The organism is Pedobacter sp. SYP-B3415, assembly GCF_004138205.1.
Lineage (GTDB): Bacteria > Bacteroidota > Bacteroidia > Sphingobacteriales > Sphingobacteriaceae > Pedobacter.
In genome coordinates, this window is the sequence record NZ_RXNQ01000032.1 from 35760 (window position 1) to 55099 (window position 19340).

Annotated in this window: 19 protein-coding genes; all 19 read left to right on the top strand. The window is 47.2% G+C overall.

The window, feature by feature from the left end:
• The first annotated feature begins 2 nt into the window (after positions 1–2).
• The 19 genes from EJV45_RS12085 to EJV45_RS12175 all read left to right on the top strand — a co-directional run bounded on the left by EJV45_RS12085 (position 3) and on the right by EJV45_RS12175 (position 19337).
• Positions 3–2360, top strand: coding sequence for a tyrosine-protein kinase (locus tag EJV45_RS12085; protein ID WP_129715947.1), 2358 nt, complete (start codon positions 3–5; stop codon positions 2358–2360).
• A 4-nt stretch (positions 2361–2364) separates the two neighbouring features.
• Entirely contained in the window at positions 2365–3156 is a 792-nt protein-coding gene (gene rfbF / locus EJV45_RS12090; RefSeq protein WP_129715948.1) for a glucose-1-phosphate cytidylyltransferase, read from the top strand.
• A complete protein-coding gene (gene rfbG / locus EJV45_RS12095) occupies positions 3149–4252 on the top strand; it encodes a CDP-glucose 4,6-dehydratase (RefSeq protein ID WP_129715949.1) in 1104 nt (367 codons plus the stop codon). Before rfbF ends, rfbG begins: the two co-directional genes overlap by 8 nt.
• Complete coding sequence (locus EJV45_RS12100; RefSeq protein WP_129715950.1) at positions 4237–4704, top strand: dTDP-4-dehydrorhamnose 3,5-epimerase family protein; 468 nt, start codon at positions 4237–4239, stop codon at positions 4702–4704. The genes rfbG and EJV45_RS12100 overlap by 16 nt, the downstream gene beginning before the upstream one ends.
• Entirely contained in the window at positions 4701–5564 is an 864-nt protein-coding gene (gene rfbD, locus EJV45_RS12105) for a dTDP-4-dehydrorhamnose reductase (protein ID WP_129715951.1), read from the top strand. The genes EJV45_RS12100 and rfbD overlap by 4 nt, the downstream gene beginning before the upstream one ends.
• On the top strand, positions 5557–5961 hold the full coding sequence (locus tag EJV45_RS12110) for an FdtA/QdtA family cupin domain-containing protein (protein WP_129715952.1): 405 nt from the start codon (positions 5557–5559) through the stop codon (positions 5959–5961). Before rfbD ends, EJV45_RS12110 begins: the two co-directional genes overlap by 8 nt.
• Positions 5951–6367: an FdtA/QdtA family cupin domain-containing protein gene (locus EJV45_RS12115; protein ID WP_129715953.1), complete on the top strand. Its 417-nt coding sequence runs from the start codon at positions 5951–5953 to the stop codon at positions 6365–6367. Before EJV45_RS12110 ends, EJV45_RS12115 begins: the two co-directional genes overlap by 11 nt.
• Positions 6364–6657, top strand: coding sequence for a DegT/DnrJ/EryC1/StrS family aminotransferase (locus EJV45_RS12120; RefSeq protein ID WP_129715954.1), 294 nt, complete (start codon positions 6364–6366; stop codon positions 6655–6657). The genes EJV45_RS12115 and EJV45_RS12120 overlap by 4 nt, the downstream gene beginning before the upstream one ends.
• 136 nt (positions 6658–6793) lie before the next feature.
• Positions 6794–8362, top strand: a complete 1569-nt coding sequence (locus EJV45_RS12125) for a hypothetical protein (protein WP_129715955.1) — start codon at positions 6794–6796, stop codon at positions 8360–8362.
• 1 nt (position 8363) lies between these two features.
• Positions 8364–9725, top strand: coding sequence for an NAD(P)/FAD-dependent oxidoreductase (locus EJV45_RS12130; RefSeq protein ID WP_129715956.1), 1362 nt, complete (start codon positions 8364–8366; stop codon positions 9723–9725).
• Between the two features lies 1 nt (position 9726).
• Complete coding sequence (locus EJV45_RS12135; protein ID WP_129715957.1) at positions 9727–11175, top strand: flippase; 1449 nt, start codon at positions 9727–9729, stop codon at positions 11173–11175.
• Between the two features lie 3 nt (positions 11176–11178).
• A complete protein-coding gene (locus EJV45_RS12140; RefSeq protein ID WP_129715958.1) occupies positions 11179–12093 on the top strand; it encodes a glycosyltransferase family 2 protein in 915 nt (304 codons plus the stop codon).
• A 5-nt stretch (positions 12094–12098) separates the two neighbouring features.
• A complete protein-coding gene (locus tag EJV45_RS12145) occupies positions 12099–12962 on the top strand; it encodes a glycosyltransferase family 8 protein (protein WP_129715959.1) in 864 nt (287 codons plus the stop codon).
• 2 nt (positions 12963–12964) lie between these two features.
• Positions 12965–13852 carry a glycosyltransferase gene (locus tag EJV45_RS12150; RefSeq protein WP_129715960.1) on the top strand — a complete coding sequence of 296 codons (888 nt, stop codon included), beginning with the start codon at positions 12965–12967 and terminating at the stop codon, positions 13850–13852.
• Between the two features lie 11 nt (positions 13853–13863).
• The gene (gene glf, locus EJV45_RS12155; protein WP_240755274.1) at positions 13864–14997 is read left to right on the top strand and encodes a UDP-galactopyranose mutase; all 1134 of its coding nucleotides are present in this window, start codon (positions 13864–13866) and stop codon (positions 14995–14997) included.
• Positions 14984–15886, top strand: a complete 903-nt coding sequence (locus EJV45_RS12160) for a glycosyltransferase family 2 protein (RefSeq protein ID WP_129715962.1) — start codon at positions 14984–14986, stop codon at positions 15884–15886. The genes glf and EJV45_RS12160 overlap by 14 nt, the downstream gene beginning before the upstream one ends.
• A complete protein-coding gene (locus tag EJV45_RS12165; protein ID WP_129715963.1) occupies positions 15883–16923 on the top strand; it encodes a hypothetical protein in 1041 nt (346 codons plus the stop codon). Before EJV45_RS12160 ends, EJV45_RS12165 begins: the two co-directional genes overlap by 4 nt.
• The gene (locus tag EJV45_RS12170) at positions 16910–18106 is read left to right on the top strand and encodes a glycosyltransferase family 4 protein (RefSeq protein WP_165305052.1); all 1197 of its coding nucleotides are present in this window, start codon (positions 16910–16912) and stop codon (positions 18104–18106) included. The genes EJV45_RS12165 and EJV45_RS12170 overlap by 14 nt, the downstream gene beginning before the upstream one ends.
• A complete protein-coding gene (locus tag EJV45_RS12175; protein WP_129715965.1) occupies positions 18099–19337 on the top strand; it encodes a hypothetical protein in 1239 nt (412 codons plus the stop codon). Before EJV45_RS12170 ends, EJV45_RS12175 begins: the two co-directional genes overlap by 8 nt.
• Positions 19338–19340 lie beyond the last annotated feature (3 nt).

Here is a 19340-nt window from a genome sequence, read left to right on the forward strand (position 1 = left end):
CAATGAGTATTCCCACGCCAAACTTCAGCCGACCGGCACGTAAGGATGACGACGTCATCAACTTAAAGAAAATTGCTCAAAAGCTTACCGATCGGTGGCCATTGTTTCTTGCCAGCGCGCTTATATGCCTGGTAATAGGTTACATCTATATTATCTACACACCGCCGGTATACCGGATCACGGCCGAAGTTCTTGTCAATGCCGAAGGAAGCGGCGGCTCTTTCATCCCGCAGAGCGAAGGTGTTGCCGATATGAACCTGTTTGGTGGAAAAAGCACCGTAGATAACGAAGCCCGGGTACTCAAAACGAGATTTTTAATGGAACAGGTTGTGCGTGAAATGCAGCTCAATCTGGTAGTAAGTAAAAAGACGGGCATCAGAACCACAGAGGTTTACCGGCCGCCGTTTAAGCTTAATTTTATAAAGGGAGCGGATACGCTTCGCACCTCGGCCTTCAATGTAGAGCTGCTGGATGCGGGTACATTGCAGCTCAGCGGCGACGAGTTCCAGATGACAGTCAGATGGGGACAACCTTTTAAACTTCCCGGTATTGGTGAAGTAAATATAACGCCCGTGCCGGGCATAAAGATGAAGAAAGGCGATCCCTACATCATCACCATATCTTCATTTGATCAGAAAGTTGCAGAATTGGCCGGGCGGCTCAATATCGCGGTCAGCAGCAGCAAAGAAACGGTTATCGATCTTTCGCTCCAGTATCCGCTTCAGCAAAAGGGAGAAGACATTCTAAATACCCTGATTACCCGTTACCGGGCGTCGAATATCGAGGAGCGGAACGAAGTAGCCGATAGCACGATCAAATTTATACAGGGGCGTCTGTCATACCTGGGCAGCGAACTGGGAGATCTTGAGGGCAATATTCAACGCTTCAGGGAACGAAACAGCCTGGCAGACATGTCTGAGCAAAGCAAACTTCTGGTGGCGAACACGGGAGAAATCAATAGCGAGCTTGGTAAGACAGAAATTCAACTTTCAGTGCTGACCGATCTTGAAAAATACCTGAAAGATCCCCAGACAAGCAAACGTGTGCTGCCGAGTTCGCTCGTGCCAAATGACCAGGTTTACGGCAGCCTCATGGACCGCTACAATGCTTTACTTCTTGAGCGGGACCGGCTCTTACTGAGTGTTACTGAAGAAAGTGCTTTCGTTAAAAACCTCGATAACCAGATCAGCAACCTGCGCAGCGACATCATCTCGAATATAGGGAGTACCAAAAGTTCATACGTGATTACCAGGAATAAACTGCGCGGACAGATCAGCAGTGCGGAAGGCAAAATCAGGGGAGTGCCGCAAACCGAGAAAAATTACCTGGTACTTGCCAGGCAGCAAAAAATCAAGGAGGAGCTCTACATCTTCCTGATGGAAAAGGCTGAGGAAACCGCCATTTCAAAAACGTCAAACGTTTCGGTTGCCAAAACAATAGACCCGCCGAAAGCCGATCTGGTACCTGTTAGCCCGAACAGGAACATGATCCTGCTGGCAGCGCTGGTTATCGGCCTGTTGCTGCCGGTTGTCTACATCATCGCGGTTGAACTATCTAGAACAACTATTGCGTCTAAAGATGATATCATCGAGCTTACGCAGGCGCCAATTTTTGGTGAAATCAACCATGCCGGCGATGCCAATCTCGTTGCAAATAACGGCAGATCGGCAATTGCCGAGCAATTCAGGGCGCTCAGGACGAACCTGTCGTTTTATCTGAAAGATGAGCATGAGAAGGTAGTGCTTTTTACGTCCAGCATGTCTGGTGAGGGGAAGTCTTTTACGGCAATAAACCTGGCAAACATTCTGGCCATGACGGGTAAAAAGGTCCTGCTGATGGAAATGGATCTGAGAAAGCCTGGTTTGTCAAACAAACTGGGCAGGGAGAACAGAATTGGCTTTACAAATTATGTTGTTAATCCGAATCAAAATGTCTCAGACCTGCTCCAACCCGTTTCTGAGAACCTATACCTCCTAAGCTCTGGTGTGCTGCCGCCAAACCCGGCGGAGATGCTGATGAATCCCCGCACAGCCAGGCTGATAACTGAACTGAAACTGCAGTTTGATTACCTGCTGCTTGACGCCCCGCCGGTGGGCATTGTAACCGATGCGCAGCTGCTTGCTGATTATGCGAATGTGACCCTCTACCTGGTGCGACACAAGGTTACCAGAAGAGAACAGGTCGAAGTCCTTGAGACACTTTATCAGGAAGGAAAAATGCGAAATCTCGGCGTGGTAGTGAATGATATATCCTCAAAAAAATATGGTTACGGCTATGGTTATGGCTACGGCTACAGCGGAGAACAGTCAGACGCCGGCATGCTCGGCAGGATTAAACAGGTATTAAAATTTAAAAAATAAAAATATGAAAGTGGTACTATTAGCCGGAGGGCTGGGAACACGGCTGTCGGAAGAGACTGTTCTGAAGCCGAAACCTATGGTTGAAATAGGAGGTATGCCTATACTGTGGCATATCATGAAAATATACTCAGCTCATGGGTATAATGACTTTATCATTTGCCTCGGCTATAAGGGTTATCTGATCAAAGAATACTTTAGCAACTACTTCCTCCACAAGTCTGACGTGACCGTTAACCTGGCCAATAATTCGGTTAAGGTTCATGGATCTCAGGCAGAGCCGTGGACCATCACAATGGTAGATACGGGGACAGAAACCATGACAGGCGGCCGTATCAAACGTATTGAGAAATATGTGGGCAATGAACCGTTCCTCTTAACCTACGGAGATGGTGTAAGCGATGTGAATATTACCGAGCTGGTCGCCTTCCATCAATCGAAGGGCAAATTATGTACAGTGACCTCTGTGCAGCCTTCGGGCAGGTTCGGAGCGCTGAATATCGGAAACGACAATGACGTGATCTCTTTCATGGAAAAGCCGAAAGGCGATGGTTCATGGATAAACGGCGGGTTCTTTGTCTGCGAGCCGGGCGTATTTAAATACATCGAGGCTGACAGTACCACCTGGGAAAAAGAACCGATGGAAGATATTGCCAGGGCGGGCGAAATGTCAACTTACCGGCATGATGGCTTCTGGAAGCCAATGGATACCCTTAGAGACAAACAGGAGCTGGAAGCTGAATGGGCAACCGGACACGCAAAATGGGATATCAAAACTTCAGTAGCCAGCCATGTTTAATCATATTTACGAAAACAAGAAAGTCCTGGTAACGGGCCATACCGGTTTTAAGGGAAGCTGGCTGTGCAGCTGGTTGAAAATGATGGGTGCAAGGGTTTATGGCATTTCAAATGAGATCTATCCTGATCCATCCATGTTTCAGGTAGCCGGAATCGGGCATGAACTCGAGTCTCACCTTGCGGACATCCGGGACCTCGATGAAATGAAACAGATCATCGGTGATATAAAGCCTGACTTTCTCTTTCACATGGCAGCCCAACCGATTGTAAAAAAGGCGTTTGAAGAACCGGTAGATACCTTCACAACCAATATTATCGGCACGGCAAATATCCTCGAGGCGCTCAGAGTCGGCGACTTTCCATGTGTAGCCGTCATGATTACGAGCGACAAATGTTATGATAATGTCGAGTGGATCTGGGGTTACAAAGAAACCGACCACCTGGGCGGTAAAGACCCATATTCTGCTTCAAAAGGCGGGTCGGAACTGATGATCAAAACCTATTTCCACTCCTATTTCAAAAAAGATGATCGCATAAAAATGTGTTCAGTGCGGGCCGGAAATGTGATTGGCGGCGGCGACTGGGCCGATGCGCGCATAGTTCCTGACTGTTTCCGGGCATGGTCAAAAGGCGAGAAAGTAGTCATCCGCAGCCCCGATGCCACGCGGCCATGGCAGCATGTGCTTGAGCCGTTAAGCGGTTACCTGAGAACCGGACAGCTGCTTGCAGAGCCGGGAAAAATCAACGTAAACGGCGAGGCATACAATTTTGGTCCGCCGACCGATCAGAATTACACCGTACTCGATCTGCTGAAAGAACTTGCGCTCAACTGGGAAGAAGGAAATGATGATATGCTGCAGGTAGAAGACGGGAAATTTCCCGAATCCGGTTTGCTTAAACTCAACATTGATAAGGCTCTGTTTGATATGCACTGGAACCCGACGCTGAGCTTCAAGGAGACCGCTGCATTTACAAGCAACTGGTACAAATACTATTACCAGGAGCAGCCGGGGTCAATGATGGATTACACAACAGCGCAGATCAGCCAGTACATCACTATCGCAAAAGAAAAAGGTATATCATGGGCACAAAAATAATAGAAGGCGTGATTTTCTATCCTGTTCAGCCCATTTCAACGACGGGCGGTCGGGTCATGAAAGGCATAACGGGCCTGGATGCGCATCTGCCCGCATTCGGCGAATGTTACTTCTCAACGGCGAGACCACAGGATCCTAAAGCCTGGAAGAAACACAGCCAGATGGTATGCAACCTCTTTGTGCCTTCTGGGGCAGTTAAGTTCGTGTTCTTTGACGACCGGCCCGCAAGCCCTGACTTCGGGCAGGTTGAAGAGTTTCTCCTTTCTGAAGAAAACTATGGGCGGCTGGTTATTGAACCGGGTATCTGGTTCGGTTTTTCCGCAATCGGCAAACAGCGTGAAAGCATTATTCTGAATGTGGCAAGTGTTGCACATGATCCTTCAGAAAGTGAGCGACTTGAGCCTGGCGATAAGCAGATACCGTACGAGTGGAATTTTAATACGGAATTATGAAAGTGTTGCTTACAGGTGCGTCGGGTATCCTCGGTACAGATATCAAATTACAGCTCGAATCGCGCGGAGACGAAGTGTTGGGGTTTAATTCATCGGACATCGCTATCACAGACTTTGAATCGGTAAGCGGCATCGTCAAAAATTTCAGGCCTGATGTGGTGATTCACAGCGCGGCCATGACCGCTGTAGACCGCTGTGAGGATGAGCAGGAACTGGCTTATGCGGTAAATGTGACCGGAACAAAAAACATGGCGATGACTGCTGCACAAGCAGGTGCGCGTCTGGTCTACATAAGCAGCTGCGGGGTGTATGGTAACGGGAAATCAACGCCATACCACGAGATGGACGCAACGCAGCCGGTTAATTATCATCACCAGACTAAGCTGGAAGGCGAACGGCAGGTGAAGACGCACCATTCAGACTATCTGATTGTAAGACCAGGATGGTTGTTTGGAGGCACCCCTGGACACAAAAAGAATTTTGTTGCCGCACGCCGTAAAGAAGCCATAACTAACCCGGTGCTGCAAAGCGCTTTCGATAAAATTGGCTCGCCAACATTTACAAAAGATGTTGCTGCACAGCTGGTTGTACTTTTAGATCATGGTTATACCGGTCTTTTCAACCTGGTAAATGAAGGGGAGGCCTCAAGATTCAGTTATGTCTCTGAAATAGTCAGGTTGTTTGAGCTGGACACCCGGATTGAAGCCGTCAACTCTTCAATGTTTCCGCGAAGAGCCAATATGCCTGATAATGAATGCCTCGAAAACCGCAATCTGAATCTGAAAGGGTGCAACACGATGCGACACTGGAAACTGGCGCTGAAAGAATACATCAATACAAACTATCAAAGTTATGAATAACGTAAAACTGCTGGAATTGCCAAAAATTCTGGATGAGCGGGGAAACCTTTCATTTTTTCAGGGGCCCGAGCAGATCCCGTTCGCCATCAAAAGAACCTACTGGATCTATGATGTTCCCGGCGGACAGCAACGGGGCGGACATGCATACCGGGAGTTGCATGAAGTGATTATCGCCCTTTCAGGAAGTTTCGATGTTGTGCTGCACGATGGTGTCAAAGAGCAAAGATTTACACTTAACAGATCTTACTACGGGCTCTATGTGCCAAACATGATCTGGAGAACAATAGATAATTTCTCTACAAACTCGCTTGCACTGATTGTGTCAGACCAGGCTTACAACAGTGAGGATTATGTAAGAGATTTCGACGAATACAAAAACCTGAAACATGCCAACTAAAACTGTTTTTGATTGCAGCATTATCAGCCTGCCGAAGATTCAGAACCGGGCGGGAAACATTACGCCGATTCATAATGAGCGGGAAATACCATTTAATGTTGAACGGATATTTTACCTGTATGATATTCCCGGCGGCGAATCACGGGGAGCCCATGCGCACAAGCGCTGTCATCAGTTTCTCGTTGCCGCAAGCGGAAGTTTTGAGGTACTCCTCGATGACGGGGATGTACAGCGGCTTGTCCAATTAAACCGGCCTTACATGGGGCTCCATATTCCCCCATCCATCTGGGCCCACGAGATCAACTTTTCTTCCGGTTCGATCTGCCTGGTGCTGGCATCAGAAAAATATTCACCCGAAGATTATATCCGGGATTACGAGGAATTTAAAACATACCGGGCCATATGAAACAGATTCATCAGACAGCCGAGGTTCAGACCGCGCAGGTGGGGGAAAATACCTTCATCTGGCAACATGCAGTTATTTACTATCCGATGCCATCCTACCTGCAGAAAGCTTACAGCAGCCTTCGTATACAGCGTGGAGCCTATCCGCTTGCCGAAGAAATCGCAGAGACCTGCCTTAGCCTTCCCTTATGGCCAGGCATGACTGAGGAGATGGTAAAAACAGTGGCCATGGCCATAAAAGTTTTTTTCCGAAGCAGAAAGTCCGCAGTCTTTATCCAGGCCGTCAGTTAACCATCGCGCAGGAAAGTATGTCCGGGTCTCAGCCCCGAGTCCGAACCTCCAACAATTTAATGATAGAATCAAACCCTTTACCTGAGCCAGCAAATCAAAGCTTTTCAATTACCTCTGAAAAATTAAGAATAAGATTATGAATGCCCTTACAGATCAACTTTTCAATGCCAGTCCACACAAGCTTGCCAGAGACTGGTCGGCTTTAAAGAAATTGGTTGGAGAGGCTGTTGACCGGGAAGACCATCCTGAAGCATTCAGGCTGCTTAAGGCCCTCGGTTATATCGGCTACAGGTATAATTTCCTGGATAAGTTCGTCGATACGGAGGCAGATGCGCTCATTCTTCGGCTTACGGAACAAATACAGCCCCCCGTCTCAGCCGTTCAGGTACATGAAGACAGGGTTGTCTTTTATGATTATTTTCTGTTGGAAAACCGGGGCTTCACCCAACAGTACATTGATCAGATTATTAAAAATGATGTCGAACTGCTGTTTATCACGCTTGCAGATGAGCGCGATTTAAACGAAGATAACGCCATCATCAGGACGCTTCGTGGATATCGAAAAGCGTCTGTATATGTTGTTCCCTATCAGCTGCCTAAAGCGGAACAAGTGCGTTTGATGACGCAGGAGATCCTCAGGTTTGCGCCTTCAAAATGGTTTAACCACAATATTCCATATGATATTCTGCCTGTTTGCGTGGCATTTGCGCTTAAAAATACAGGCATACGCTCATATTTTTTAAATATTTCAGATCACGCCTTTTTTCTCGGGCGGGACGCATTCGACTTTTTCATCGACTTCCGTATCTATGGCCACCAGCTAAACGCATTGCTGCGCGGCATTGACAGATCGCGGTTACTTGTTATCCCCACACCGCCTTACCTGACGCCTGAAACCTATACCACTTTTGAAGGCTTTCCCGTTGAGACGACCGGAAAAGTAATTGGATTTTCTGGCGGCATGGTCTATAAGATTATAGATAAGGACAATACTTTTTTGCATCTGATCAAAACGGTGCTCGATGAAAACCCGGACTTTCTTTTCCTCTTCGCGAATGTATTCGGCGATTCTTTGCTGCGCGATTTTATAAAAAAACACGGCCTGGAAAATCGATTCATATTGATCGGCAACCGACGCGATATCAACGAGGTTTATAAACGCATTGATATCTATATCAACACGTATCCCTTTAGCGGCAGCCTGATGATGCAGTATGCGATCCAACACCAGAAACCAGTGCTGTCGCTTTCAGACGCTGAGCTGGTTTTCGTAAGGATGGACAAGCTTTTTGATAAGGAATGGGATAATAAATTTATCATCACCGACAGGGAAAAGTTTGTGCGTATTGCGGGAAAGCTGATCAATGATAAACAATATCGTGACGATTACGCCCGCGAGCTGGCCGATGGAATTGACACCACGGAAACGTTTGCGCAAAAATTCGCTGCATTGCTGAATAACGAGTACCGTCAGCAACCGGTTGACCTGCATTCATTTGAGATCAATACTGAGGCAGTTGCCAACTTTCATATTAATATGGACAACATCTTTTTTAAAGAGTACCTCTATCTCAAAAACGCATTTTTTCCCGGACAAAACAAACTGCAAAAGGCAATCGGCACCCGGTTGCCACTCATCCTGCTCAAGATAACCGGTAAAGTAAAAAAGCAGACTTATGGTCCCACAATTTTAAGATATAACTAATATGTACACGATACTCGGAGCGGGATTGGCCGGCTTAAGCACCGCGCACCATTTACAGCAGAAAGGCATAGCTTTCAGGATCTTTGAAGCAAAGGCCCACGGCGGCGGACACGTTCACAGCGAAGAAAGGGATGGATTTATATGGGATGAGGGACCTCATGTATCGTTTACCAAATACGCATATGTGAGGGAATATTTTGCGGCCAATTGCAATCAGGCGTATCAGGAGTTTGCTCCTGTTCCCTCGAACTATGCTTCCGGCAACTGGATCCCCCATCCGGCACAGGCCAACATGTATGCGGTGCCCGAGGCGCTGCGCGAAGCGTGTATCGCCGATGTGAAAGTAGCACGCAGCAGACAGCCCAAGAACTTTATAGCGAATAATTATCAGGAGTGGATCGACTATGCCTTCGGCGAAACGTTCGCAGAAAAATTTGCAGGCGTTTACACAAGGAAATACTGGACTACAGATCCCGAAAATCTAACAACCGACTGGATCGGAAAACGGATCTATTTTCCTGAATTAAGCGACATGACCGACAGCGCCTCGGGTCCGCTTGAAAAACAGACACACTATATCTCAAGCGTGCGCTATCCGCAAGAAGGCGGTTATTACAGCTACATCAGAGATGTGGAATCTCAGCTTAACATTACCTACAACCATAAGCTCACAGCCATTTCGTTCGAAAGAAAGGAAATCATTTTTGAGCATGGTGCCCACATTTCGTTCGATAAATTGATATCGACCCTTCCGCTTCCGCTCCTGATCGGATGCAGTGACGCACCCCTTCCAGTGAAGGCGGCGGCAAAGCAACTTAGATGCTCCAGCGTGCTGATCATTAATGTCGTAGCCAATCATCCTGCGAAGGTGGACGCCCACTGGATCTATGTTTACGACGAAGCTTTTTACAGTACCCGGATCAACTTTACCGAACTCTTGTCAGCCAGCAATGGCATAACAGGCCAGACTGGTATACAGGTCGAAGTCTATTTTTCGGATTATCACCCGGTGAATCACCAGGTCGAGATGATCGAAAAAGAGGTGATTCGTGAGCTGATCATCATGGGCCTGATTGCAGATCAGGAAAGTGTGTCAAGTTACCATTCGAAATGGGTCGACTGGGCAAATGTAATCTTCGATATACTCCGAAAGGAAGCGCAGGAAACCGTATTCAAGTGGCTGGCCACACAGGGACTGGCACGGGAAGATGACGACCTGGAGCCCATGACCGAGTGGGATACAAAACCAATTTGGCAACCAGGCAGCCTCATGCTGGCCGGCAGGTTTGCGCAATGGAAATACTACTGGACCGACGACTGTGTAATGCGTGCACGCTATATCGCCGATAATCTCGAAAAATAAGATGCTCAGGAAAAATCTGCTATACAATATGCTGCTTTCTGTAAGCCACCTGATCTTTCCTTTGATCACGTTTCCTTATGCGTCGAGAATTCTCGGGCCGCAGGGAATGGGGGCGGTGAGCTTTATCGACAGCATTACGCAGTACTTTATCCTGTTTGCCGCGCTTGGCGTACCGCTGTACGGCATCAGGGAGATTTCCCGTTGCGGTGATGACCAGGAGAAAAGAAACCGCATATTCAGCGAGATCCTGGTAATTCATCTTGCTGCTACGGTTTTGTTTTCGATAGTGTACGCGGCAATTGCATTCAACGTGACCGCATTGCAGGTGCATTGGCCGCTCGTTGCAGTGGGCATTGCTTCCATGTATTTTAATGTCTTTGCGGTAGAATGGTTTTACCAGGGGACGGAGCAGTTTGTATACATCACCAGGAGAACCCTGTTGATCAGGTTGTTAACAGTAGTAATTCTGTTTGTTTTTCTCAAACCCGGTTCTGACCCCGTTGTATACAGCGTCATCTTTGTGTCGGCCATATTGATGAATGCGATTATCAATGTTATCATGCTTCGTAAGCATGTAAGGCTCGATTTCAGACCTGCCGGCCTGACCAGGCACATCCGCCCGTTGGTCTTAATCTTTGGTTCTGCGGTAACCGTCAGTGTGTACACGCTAATGGATAATGTTTTACTCGGCTTCATCAAAAACGAAACGGCGGTAGGTATCTATTCGACGAGCCTGAAGATTGTCCGGATACCTTTTACGCTTATCGCCGCGATCGGTGCAGTTATTCTCCCCCAGGTGTCGAGGGCATTTGCAGAACAACAACGGGAGCGTGTAAATGAACTGATTAACAAATCGTTTGCTTTTACCTGCATTGTTGGCTTGCCGATCGTATCGGGCCTTTTTGTCAGCGCGGGTTTTCTGGTCAGCTGTTTCGCCGGTCCTGCCTTTGCGCAGGCGGCAGACGTTATTCGCATACTGTGTCCGGTGGTCATGCTCATTGGGATGAACAGCCTGCTGGCTACGCAGCTGCTTGCACCCATGGGCATGGAAAGACAGCTTCTGGTACTTGCGGTCATCTGTATGATCTTCAGCCTGTGCAGCAATTTCATTCTTATCCCATTGTACTCATTTAATGGGGCTGCGGTAACAAATGTATTTACCGAAGCGCTGCTCGTGGGCATGTTATGGTACAGTGTAAGGAAGGCCAAAGCTGCAACCCTGAACACCCGCATTTTTTTTCAATGCTTAACTGTTGCCATTCTCTTTGTCCCTATAGCGCTTGGCATAAGGCTGCTTGATATTGATTATATGGTTAGAGAGATGGTCATTATCGTGGCCTGCGGACTGTTTTATTGTACCTGCCTGCTGGTATTTATAGAGAACGAGCATATCAAAACAGTCAGTCAGTTTATGCTCAGCAAACTTTCACTTCAAAGAATAAAAAATTAACTCATGCTATCTGTTGTTGTCCTTGCCTATGACCGTTGTGCTGAAGTTCTGATCACGATCAGTAAACTCAAGGCGTTTGCGGTTACCCTGCCTTTTCCGGTCGAGATCATTGTGGTCGATAATGCGTCGGTGGATGATACCACCCTACGTATTCAGGAGCAGCATCCCGATATCACGCTGGTTACCAAAATCAAAAACAACGGCATAGCCGGCTGGAACGATGGTTTTGCGCTGGCCAGACACAAATACATGCTGGTACTCGATGACGACAGCCACCCGGAGCACGGCGTGGCCGAAGCGGTTGCATACATGGAGGTTCATCCCCGCACCGGAATTCTTGCGCTGAACATAACGAGCGGGCCCTATCGTACCGACGACTGGGTTTGGCAGAATGCAAAGCCATGGCAGCACGAAGAACTGATTCTTGGATTTTTTGGCTGCGGGGCCATCATCAGGAAAGATGTGTATGATAAGATCGGCGGATTTGCCGAATGGATGACGGTCTACGCACACGAATGGGAATATGGGTTACGGTGTATGAATGCGGGTTATGAAATCAGGTATTTCCAGACCAGCAGCGTGAACCACCGGGCAAGTATGGTTAACCGGTCTAAAAAAAGAATGATGATTTACGGCAGCAAGAACGAAATGCTGATGGTCTACCAGTTTATCGCAAACCGCTGGAAGTTTTTGCTGCGCATGTTTATCAACAACATGAAGAGAATGTATCCCGAGGGTCCGAGAGCCGGTTATTACTACCTCCTCGGCGGGATCAAGTTTTTAAAGGAACGGCATACGATTCCGCATACGCCCGTTAACAGCGACGTTCAGCAATTCTTTACGAGCAACTACATGAATACTTTCCCGGTTTTCAGATTCCTGACCCGCCGGATTAAGGCACTGGCTAACAAAAATTGAAGAATATGAGTCTCAATGTATTTTATTCGACCAGCGAGTCTTATGTTCAGCACTTTACTGTGTCTGCTGTCTCCCTGCTGGAAAACAACAGGGATATTGATATCAACCTTTTCGTAATTCATGATGGTCCTGCTCCGCCGGCATTACACCTGGCCAAGATGTTCCTCGATGAAACATACCAGATAGACGTGAAACTGCTGCGGTTTGAAAGCGATGATTTGCCCGATCTGAATACAGATGACTACTATGGCAAATATACCTTGTTCAGACTTTACCTGGCAGATATAGCTCCCGCCGATATAGATCAGGTCTTATTTCTGGATGTAGACACGGTTATTACCGGATCGCTGCGCGAACTGGAAACAAGCGATCTGGATACCTTCGCTATTGCTGCCGTCAGCGAGCCGGCTGTTGCTGAGAATACAGGTCGACTGTCTGCTTTAGGGGAAACCCTCAATGGGTATTTCAATGCGGGTGTTATTCAGGCCAGCCTGGTGCGCTGGCGCGCTCTGGGCATAACGCGGTCATTCCTGTCTATATGTAAGAAATACGGACGTAAACTGATCTGGGTGGATCAGGATGTCATGAATATCGGATTTGCAGACCAATGGCTCAGACTGAATGAAAAATATAACGGGACCCATATTCAGGAAAAAAGAATGTATCAGCCCGTTATTGTGCATTACAATACCGCGTCTAAGCCCTGGCATTACGTCGATACGCATCCCTATAAATATCTGTACTGGAAGTACCTGAGAATGACGCCCTTCAAAGGGTACCGGCCAACCGGTGTCAACCTCAGAAACATCGTGCTTAGAAACGGCCGTTTGTTCAAGCGGCTTTTGAGAAATCATGGCTTAATTAAATAGAGATGGTATCAGCGATCATATTATCGTATAACAGGTGCAGTGAAGTACTTATTACGCTGCAAAAACTTTTTGCCGTTCGCAGGTCCCTGCCCTTTGCGCTTGAGATTATCGTGGTCGATAATGCTTCGATAGATGATACATCGGCACAAGTAAGCCGCCTGTATCCGGACGCCGTGCTGATTACCAAACAAAAAAATAATGGCATAGCCGGCTGGAATGACGGCTTTGCTAAAGCAACCGGCCAATATATGCTCGTACTTGACGATGACAGCTGCGTGGAACAGGGACTAACTGAAGCGGTGGCTTATATGGAGCAACACCCGCAAATCGGAATTCTTGCATGCAATATTGTAGACGAAGATCTGAAAGGCGATCCTGCCCTGAATCCCGATGAAGCCTGGAAAGACGGGGAGGAAGTAGCCGGCTTTATTGGTTGCGGAGCATTAATCAGGAAAGAAGTGTATGATGCCATCGGTGGTTATGCAGACTGGATCTACCTCTATACACATGAGTTTGATTATTCGATCAGGTGCATGCAGGCGGGATACAAAATAGAATTTTTTGAAAACGCACTGGTGGTTCACCGGGTCAGCAAACTTAACAGGCTGAAGAAAAATATGCTGGTCTTTGCTACACGGAATGAACTGGCTATCGTCTATAAGTACTTCAGTACGGAGCGGCTGCGCTTTCTTGTCCGCACCTTATTAAACAACCTCAAAATCTTGAAAAGAGAAGGCTTTCGCTCGGCATGGTACGTTGCGCTGGGCTTCGGCCAGTTCCTTCGGCTCAGGGGAGATCTGGAACGCACGCCTGTTTCGGCAGAAGTACAGGCCTTTTATGCGGAAAATTTCTGGTCAACCAAACCAGTGCTTAGAAAACGAAAAAACTAATACCGATGGATATGAAGAAGCAGTACGATTATTTAATAGTGGGCAGCGGTTTGTATGGCTGCGTTTTCGCGCATGAGGCTACAAACCGGGGGAAAAGCTGCCTGGTAATCGACAAGCGCGGGCACACGGGCGGCAACGTGTATTGCGAAGAGATGGAGGGTATTAATGTTCATAAATACGGGGCACATATTTTCCATACCAACAGCAGGGAAATCTGGGATTATGTAAACTCTTTCGTCGAGTTCAATCGCTATACGAATAGTCCGGTGGCAAATTATAACGGCGAACTGTACAACCTCCCATTTAATATGAACACGTTTTATCAGCTGTGGAAAGTGAAAACTCCGGCTGAGGCCCGGGCAATGATCAAATCGCAGGTTGACGAGAATAAAGTGTCAAACCCTGCCAATCTGGAAGAACAGGCCTTGTCGCTGGTAGGCACAGATATCTATGAGAAGCTGATCAAGGGCTACACCGAAAAACAGTGGGGAAGGTCTGCCACCGAATTGCCGGCATTTATCATCAAGCGGCTCCCGGTCAGATTTACGTATGACAACAACTATTTCAATGACAAATACCAGGGCATCCCGATCGGGGGATATAATAAACTAACCGATGGGTTGCTTGCAGGGATTGATGTGCGGCTCGGCGTCGACTATTTTGAATCGCGTGCCGACTGGGATGCAATGGCCGCGCAGGTGGTATTTACAGGCAACATTGACCAATATTACGATTACCGGTTCGGCAGGCTTGAGTACAGGAGCCTGCGGTTCGAACATACAATTTATAATGAGGAAAACCACCAGGGGAATGCTGTAGTCAACTACACCACTCGCGACATACCGTATACACGTACCATTGAACATAAGCATTTCGAATTTGGCAGCCAGCCTAAAACCGTGGTAACGAGAGAATATCCGGAAGAATGGACGCCGGATAAAGAAGCGTATTACCCGGTTAACGATGCGCGTAATACCGAAATTTTTAACCGGTACAGGGCACTGGCTGATCGGGAAAGCAACGTGATTTTCGGCGGCAGGCTTGCTGAATACAAGTACTACGACATGCACCAGATTATCGGTTCAGCCCTCAAGAAAGTATCGGTGCACTTTGATCAGACAACAACCGAATATGGAAATCAATAAAATTGTAGCGGTCCTTGTTACCAACAACAGGTTGGAGTTGCTGAAAGAGGCACTTGCGGCGCTCAGGCAGCAGGTTTATCCGTTGCATCAGATCATTGTTATTAACAATGGCAGCACGGATGGGACTGGTACCTGGCTGAATACCCAGACGGACATCGTTGTAAAGTACCAGGCGAACTCTGGTGGCTCCGGCGGATTTTATACCGGCATTGAAATGGCGTCGCAGCTCGGCGCCGACTGGATCTGGCTGATGGATGATGATACCATCTGCAAACCGGACACGCTCGAAAAACTCGTCGAAAAGCTTCTGCTCGTGGATGCTGAAGTTGGCTTTATCGGCAGCAAATGTATCTGGAAAGACGAAAAACCGCACATGATGAATGTGCCGGCAATTAAACCTTCCTTTAATGGTTCGGTGCCTTTTAACACCTTCGACGATATAAACGTCTTACTCATTGAAACCTGTTCGTTCGTTTCGCTCCTGATCAGCACAAAGGCAGTGAAAGAAGTCGGACTTCCCTATAAGGAATTTTTCATCTGGGGCGATGATCAGGAATATACCCGCCGGATCTCCGCCGCCGGTTATGTCGGTTTGTATTGCAGCGATAGTATTGCCCTGCACAAGACCGGCGTAAATTACTTCCCCGACTTTTATAATGATTCCGTAAACAATCTCTGGAAACATAAATATGGCTTCAGAAACGAATTCTTTATGATAAAGAAAAATAAAGGATTCGCGTATTTCATTTTCTGGCTTGCTGCAAAGGTTGGTTATACATCACTGAAACTCATTAAAAAAAGGACAGATAACCGGCTCAGGTTTATCTCTGTTCTGTGCAGCTCGGCCTGGGATTCCATTTTTTTCAATCCAAAAATTCACCGGATATGAGGAAGTACCAGTTCTGTATCAGGTTTACCGGCATAGACGTCAACTCTGCGGCAACCAAGGCAGTTTCAGATTGTAATGAAATCTTTGCGCAGCATGGATTTTCAGACTATACGTTCAGTGTAACAGACAACCGGAACAAGCTGGTTTATTACCTGAAGCTGATCAGGAAACTCACTGCTTTTTTCATGAAGATCAGTTCCGGATCGCTGGTGGGTGTACAATACCCTTTGTTAAGCATCAATGAGGTTTTCCGGTATTTCATAAAAGTGGCCCGGCTAAAGGGTGTACGTTTTTTCTGCATTATTCATGACCTTGAATCGCTCAGAACCGGTGGGAAAGATGAAGTGTTGATTCGCCGGGAAATCAGTAACCTCAGCTGTTACGACATCGTAATTTCACATAATGCGTCTATGTCCTCGTGGCTGAAAACCCACGGACTGGTCCGTAAGGTCATTTCGCTTGACTTGTTTGACTATCTCCTGAAATCTCAGGAGCCCGCAGGAAATACGCCAGGCAGGCGCACCATCGTTTTTGCCGGCAACCTGGGGAAAAGCACGTTTATTTATAAGCTTCACGAGTTTGCCGGGTGGAACTTCAATTTATACGGTTCAAACTTCGATGCAGGTTTCGTAAACAGATACCCCAACCTGCACTGGGCGGGATCTTTTGATCCCCAGCACATAGCAGCTGCACTCGAAGGTGATTTCGGATTGATCTGGGATGGTGCCGAGACAAGCCATACAGATGCAGTTCTTGGAAATTACATGCGATACAACAATCCGCATAAGTGTTCCCTGTATATAGCGGCCGGCCTGCCGCTTATTGCTCCGAAGAACTCGGCCATCGGCAGATTCATTCTTTCATCAAACATCGGTTTTCTTGTAGACAGCCTGGAGGAGCTTCAGTCTGTAGAGATCAGTCAGGGGCAATATGATACGATGAAGGAAAATGTACTCCGCATCAGGCCTGAAGTTATCTCGGGAAAATTTTTCGGTACCGCAATTCAATCAATTGAAAAAACTTATGCAGCCGGATAGAGGAAATAAAAATATACTGTACATCTTCGGCGGCGAGAAGGCGCAGGGAGCGGAGATTGTTATGGAGCGGCTGATGGCTTACAACAGCGAGCACGTAAGGGCAGTGCTGCTCATCTCACCGGGCGAATTTGCAAGCAGGCTGCTTGCTGAAGATAAGCCTTACAAAATTGTCACGTGCAGTTACCTTAAAAAGCTAAACCGCAGCCAAAGCAGTGCAGCGGGATTTTACGGCCGGCTTCTTCGTAATTACCTGGCTATTTCTCTTGTCATTTTACGGTATATCAACAAGTTCAGCATAGACATCGTTCACGCCAATACGATTGTCCCCGCAGTCTATGCCCTACCATTGGTTAATATCCTTTCGATCGTGCGCCCCAGCCTGAAGTGGCTGTGGACTGATCACGATATGCGCTATTTCTCAAAAATAGAAACCAGGCTTTCAAAGATTTGTGTTAATCGCTACGACCAAACCATCGTTGTGTCAAATGCCGTAAAAAACAAATATCCGCACCAGGAGAAAATCACGGTCCTCTACAACGGGCTGGATCTGAACACATTCAGAAAAGACAAGCGGCTTCGAGAAGCTTTCAGACAACAACACCATATCTCACAGGATGCGGTTGTTATCGGGATGGCAGCCAGCATCTGCCCGGGGAAGGGACAACTTTCATTGATCGAAACTTTTAAAAAGCTTCATCAAAATTCTCCCGGCTCTTACTTGCTCATGGCAGGCACGTATAATGCTGATGACCCTGCTTATAATGCGGCGGTAAGGCGTGCACTTGCCGATTCTCCAAACACATGTTATCTGGGGCATGTGTCAGATATGCTGTCATTTTACAATGCCTGTGATGTCATTGTAAGCAACAGTGACGCGATCAGGAGCGAATCTCTCGGTACAAGCATCTACGAGGCTATGGCTTGCGAGCGTACCGTCGTTGCGTCTGCTACCGGCGGAAGTCCGGAGATTATCGATAACCGGCTGAACGGCTTTCTGTTCGAGCCGGGCAACATGAATGATTTATTCATTATGCTTTCGCAGGCAATCAGAACGCCGGCCAGGAGAGAAGAAATCGGCAGAGCAGCCCGGCAGAAGGTAAGGCGAAAGTTCAGCATCAGTGAGATGGCAAACACCTACAATAATATCATTTACCGCAAACACCAAATACTGGCTCGTGGATAACCTCATTATATTTACGTCTTTACTGATCTTTGCGTTCAGCAGCTACATTGTCTGGCCGAGCAGGCAGAACGTAGTGTCACACCTTAGTGTGGGCGGGGGGTTCATTGCCATATTTGTTCCAATCGTTATTCTAAATGTCAAGCAGGATTATCCTGAATCTGTAGTGGCTCTCTATGTATCTGTATTGCTGCTCGGAGCTGTCTGTTACCTGCCATTTTTCATACTAGGCTTTGCGATGGCCAAAGGAAAAACATCAAAATTTACATTTGATGTTCTCCCCGAAGCCGTGTTTGAGAAAAGAACGGTCAAACTTACGCAGTTCCTGATGCTGGCCGGGATTGCCGGACTTGCGATCAGTTATGCCGGCATGGGCTTTATTCCCATGTTTGCAAAAGATCCTATTGCAGCAAAGCTGTTCAGAGCACAGTATCAGGCGCCGTATCTGCGCGTAGCCGTTCTGTTCCGGTCGTCTTTCTACATCCTCGCTACCATCATGCCCATCGCCTGCATCATATGGTATAAATTCCGCAGCGGCTATTTTCTTCTGCTTGTACTTGCCGCACTTGTCCTTATGTCTTTTTCACTGGTACGAGCAGGCAGTTTTGGCGGTGTCGTGTTTGCCATCACTATTGTCATGTCGCTCAAAAGTCGCAAACACTTCATTATTCTCATGTTCGGTATCATCGGCATCTTTATCATGAGCTCATTTTTCTATTACATTATTGGTGTCAGGACCTTTACATCAAATGATAATTTCTGGAAGATCCTTGCCGCCGGCTCTTCTGATATTCAGGATCAGTTTGAATTTCTCGTCAAATTTGAAGACAATCCTGTTTTTACCTATGGTCGTACAATTTATGGAGGTCTTATTCCTGGCCATTACAAGTGGAATCCTTCGGTTTACACACTCAGCATCATCGCACCTACTGAGGATATCAACCAGGTTGGTTCAGGCGGTATCCGTTTACCGCTGCCGTTATGGGGATATGTGTCTTTCAAATGGATTGGGGTTGTGTTGTTCTGCGTTTCAACGGGTTTTCTGAACGGCTATTTTCTAAGGATTCTCAAAAATTGGTTTGCCAAATTTTCCTCGATCCTGATCAAAACGGTTTGCATTACCGCCTTTGGTTCCATCTACGGCACTATCATCAATTTCACGCAGCTTAATATGTTTTTTATGCCGCCCCTGGTCATTATTCTCTTATACGTCTACAGATTCAAATGGAGGTAACTC

Excerpts from the sequence above, each read along its gene's own strand:
- EJV45_RS12085 (WP_129715947.1), top strand. The coding sequence starts at position 3 with ATGAGTATTCCCACGCCAAACTTCAGCCGACCGGCACGTAAGGATGAC.
- rfbF (WP_129715948.1), top strand. The coding sequence starts at position 2,365 with ATGAAAGTGGTACTATTAGCCGGAGGGCTGGGAACACGGCTGTCGGAA.
- rfbG (WP_129715949.1), top strand. The coding sequence starts at position 3,149 with ATGTTTAATCATATTTACGAAAACAAGAAAGTCCTGGTAACGGGCCAT.
- EJV45_RS12100 (WP_129715950.1), top strand. The coding sequence starts at position 4,237 with ATGGGCACAAAAATAATAGAAGGCGTGATTTTCTATCCTGTTCAGCCC.
- rfbD (WP_129715951.1), top strand. The coding sequence starts at position 4,701 with ATGAAAGTGTTGCTTACAGGTGCGTCGGGTATCCTCGGTACAGATATC.
- EJV45_RS12110 (WP_129715952.1), top strand. The coding sequence starts at position 5,557 with ATGAATAACGTAAAACTGCTGGAATTGCCAAAAATTCTGGATGAGCGG.
- EJV45_RS12115 (WP_129715953.1), top strand. The coding sequence starts at position 5,951 with ATGCCAACTAAAACTGTTTTTGATTGCAGCATTATCAGCCTGCCGAAG.
- EJV45_RS12120 (WP_129715954.1), top strand. The coding sequence starts at position 6,364 with ATGAAACAGATTCATCAGACAGCCGAGGTTCAGACCGCGCAGGTGGGG.
- EJV45_RS12125 (WP_129715955.1), top strand. The coding sequence starts at position 6,794 with ATGAATGCCCTTACAGATCAACTTTTCAATGCCAGTCCACACAAGCTT.
- EJV45_RS12130 (WP_129715956.1), top strand. The coding sequence starts at position 8,364 with ATGTACACGATACTCGGAGCGGGATTGGCCGGCTTAAGCACCGCGCAC.
- EJV45_RS12135 (WP_129715957.1), top strand. The coding sequence starts at position 9,727 with ATGCTCAGGAAAAATCTGCTATACAATATGCTGCTTTCTGTAAGCCAC.
- EJV45_RS12140 (WP_129715958.1), top strand. The coding sequence starts at position 11,179 with ATGCTATCTGTTGTTGTCCTTGCCTATGACCGTTGTGCTGAAGTTCTG.
- EJV45_RS12145 (WP_129715959.1), top strand. The coding sequence starts at position 12,099 with ATGAGTCTCAATGTATTTTATTCGACCAGCGAGTCTTATGTTCAGCAC.
- EJV45_RS12150 (WP_129715960.1), top strand. The coding sequence starts at position 12,965 with ATGGTATCAGCGATCATATTATCGTATAACAGGTGCAGTGAAGTACTT.
- glf (WP_240755274.1), top strand. The coding sequence starts at position 13,864 with ATGAAGAAGCAGTACGATTATTTAATAGTGGGCAGCGGTTTGTATGGC.
- EJV45_RS12160 (WP_129715962.1), top strand. The coding sequence starts at position 14,984 with ATGGAAATCAATAAAATTGTAGCGGTCCTTGTTACCAACAACAGGTTG.
- EJV45_RS12165 (WP_129715963.1), top strand. The coding sequence starts at position 15,883 with ATGAGGAAGTACCAGTTCTGTATCAGGTTTACCGGCATAGACGTCAAC.
- EJV45_RS12170 (WP_165305052.1), top strand. The coding sequence starts at position 16,910 with ATGCAGCCGGATAGAGGAAATAAAAATATACTGTACATCTTCGGCGGC.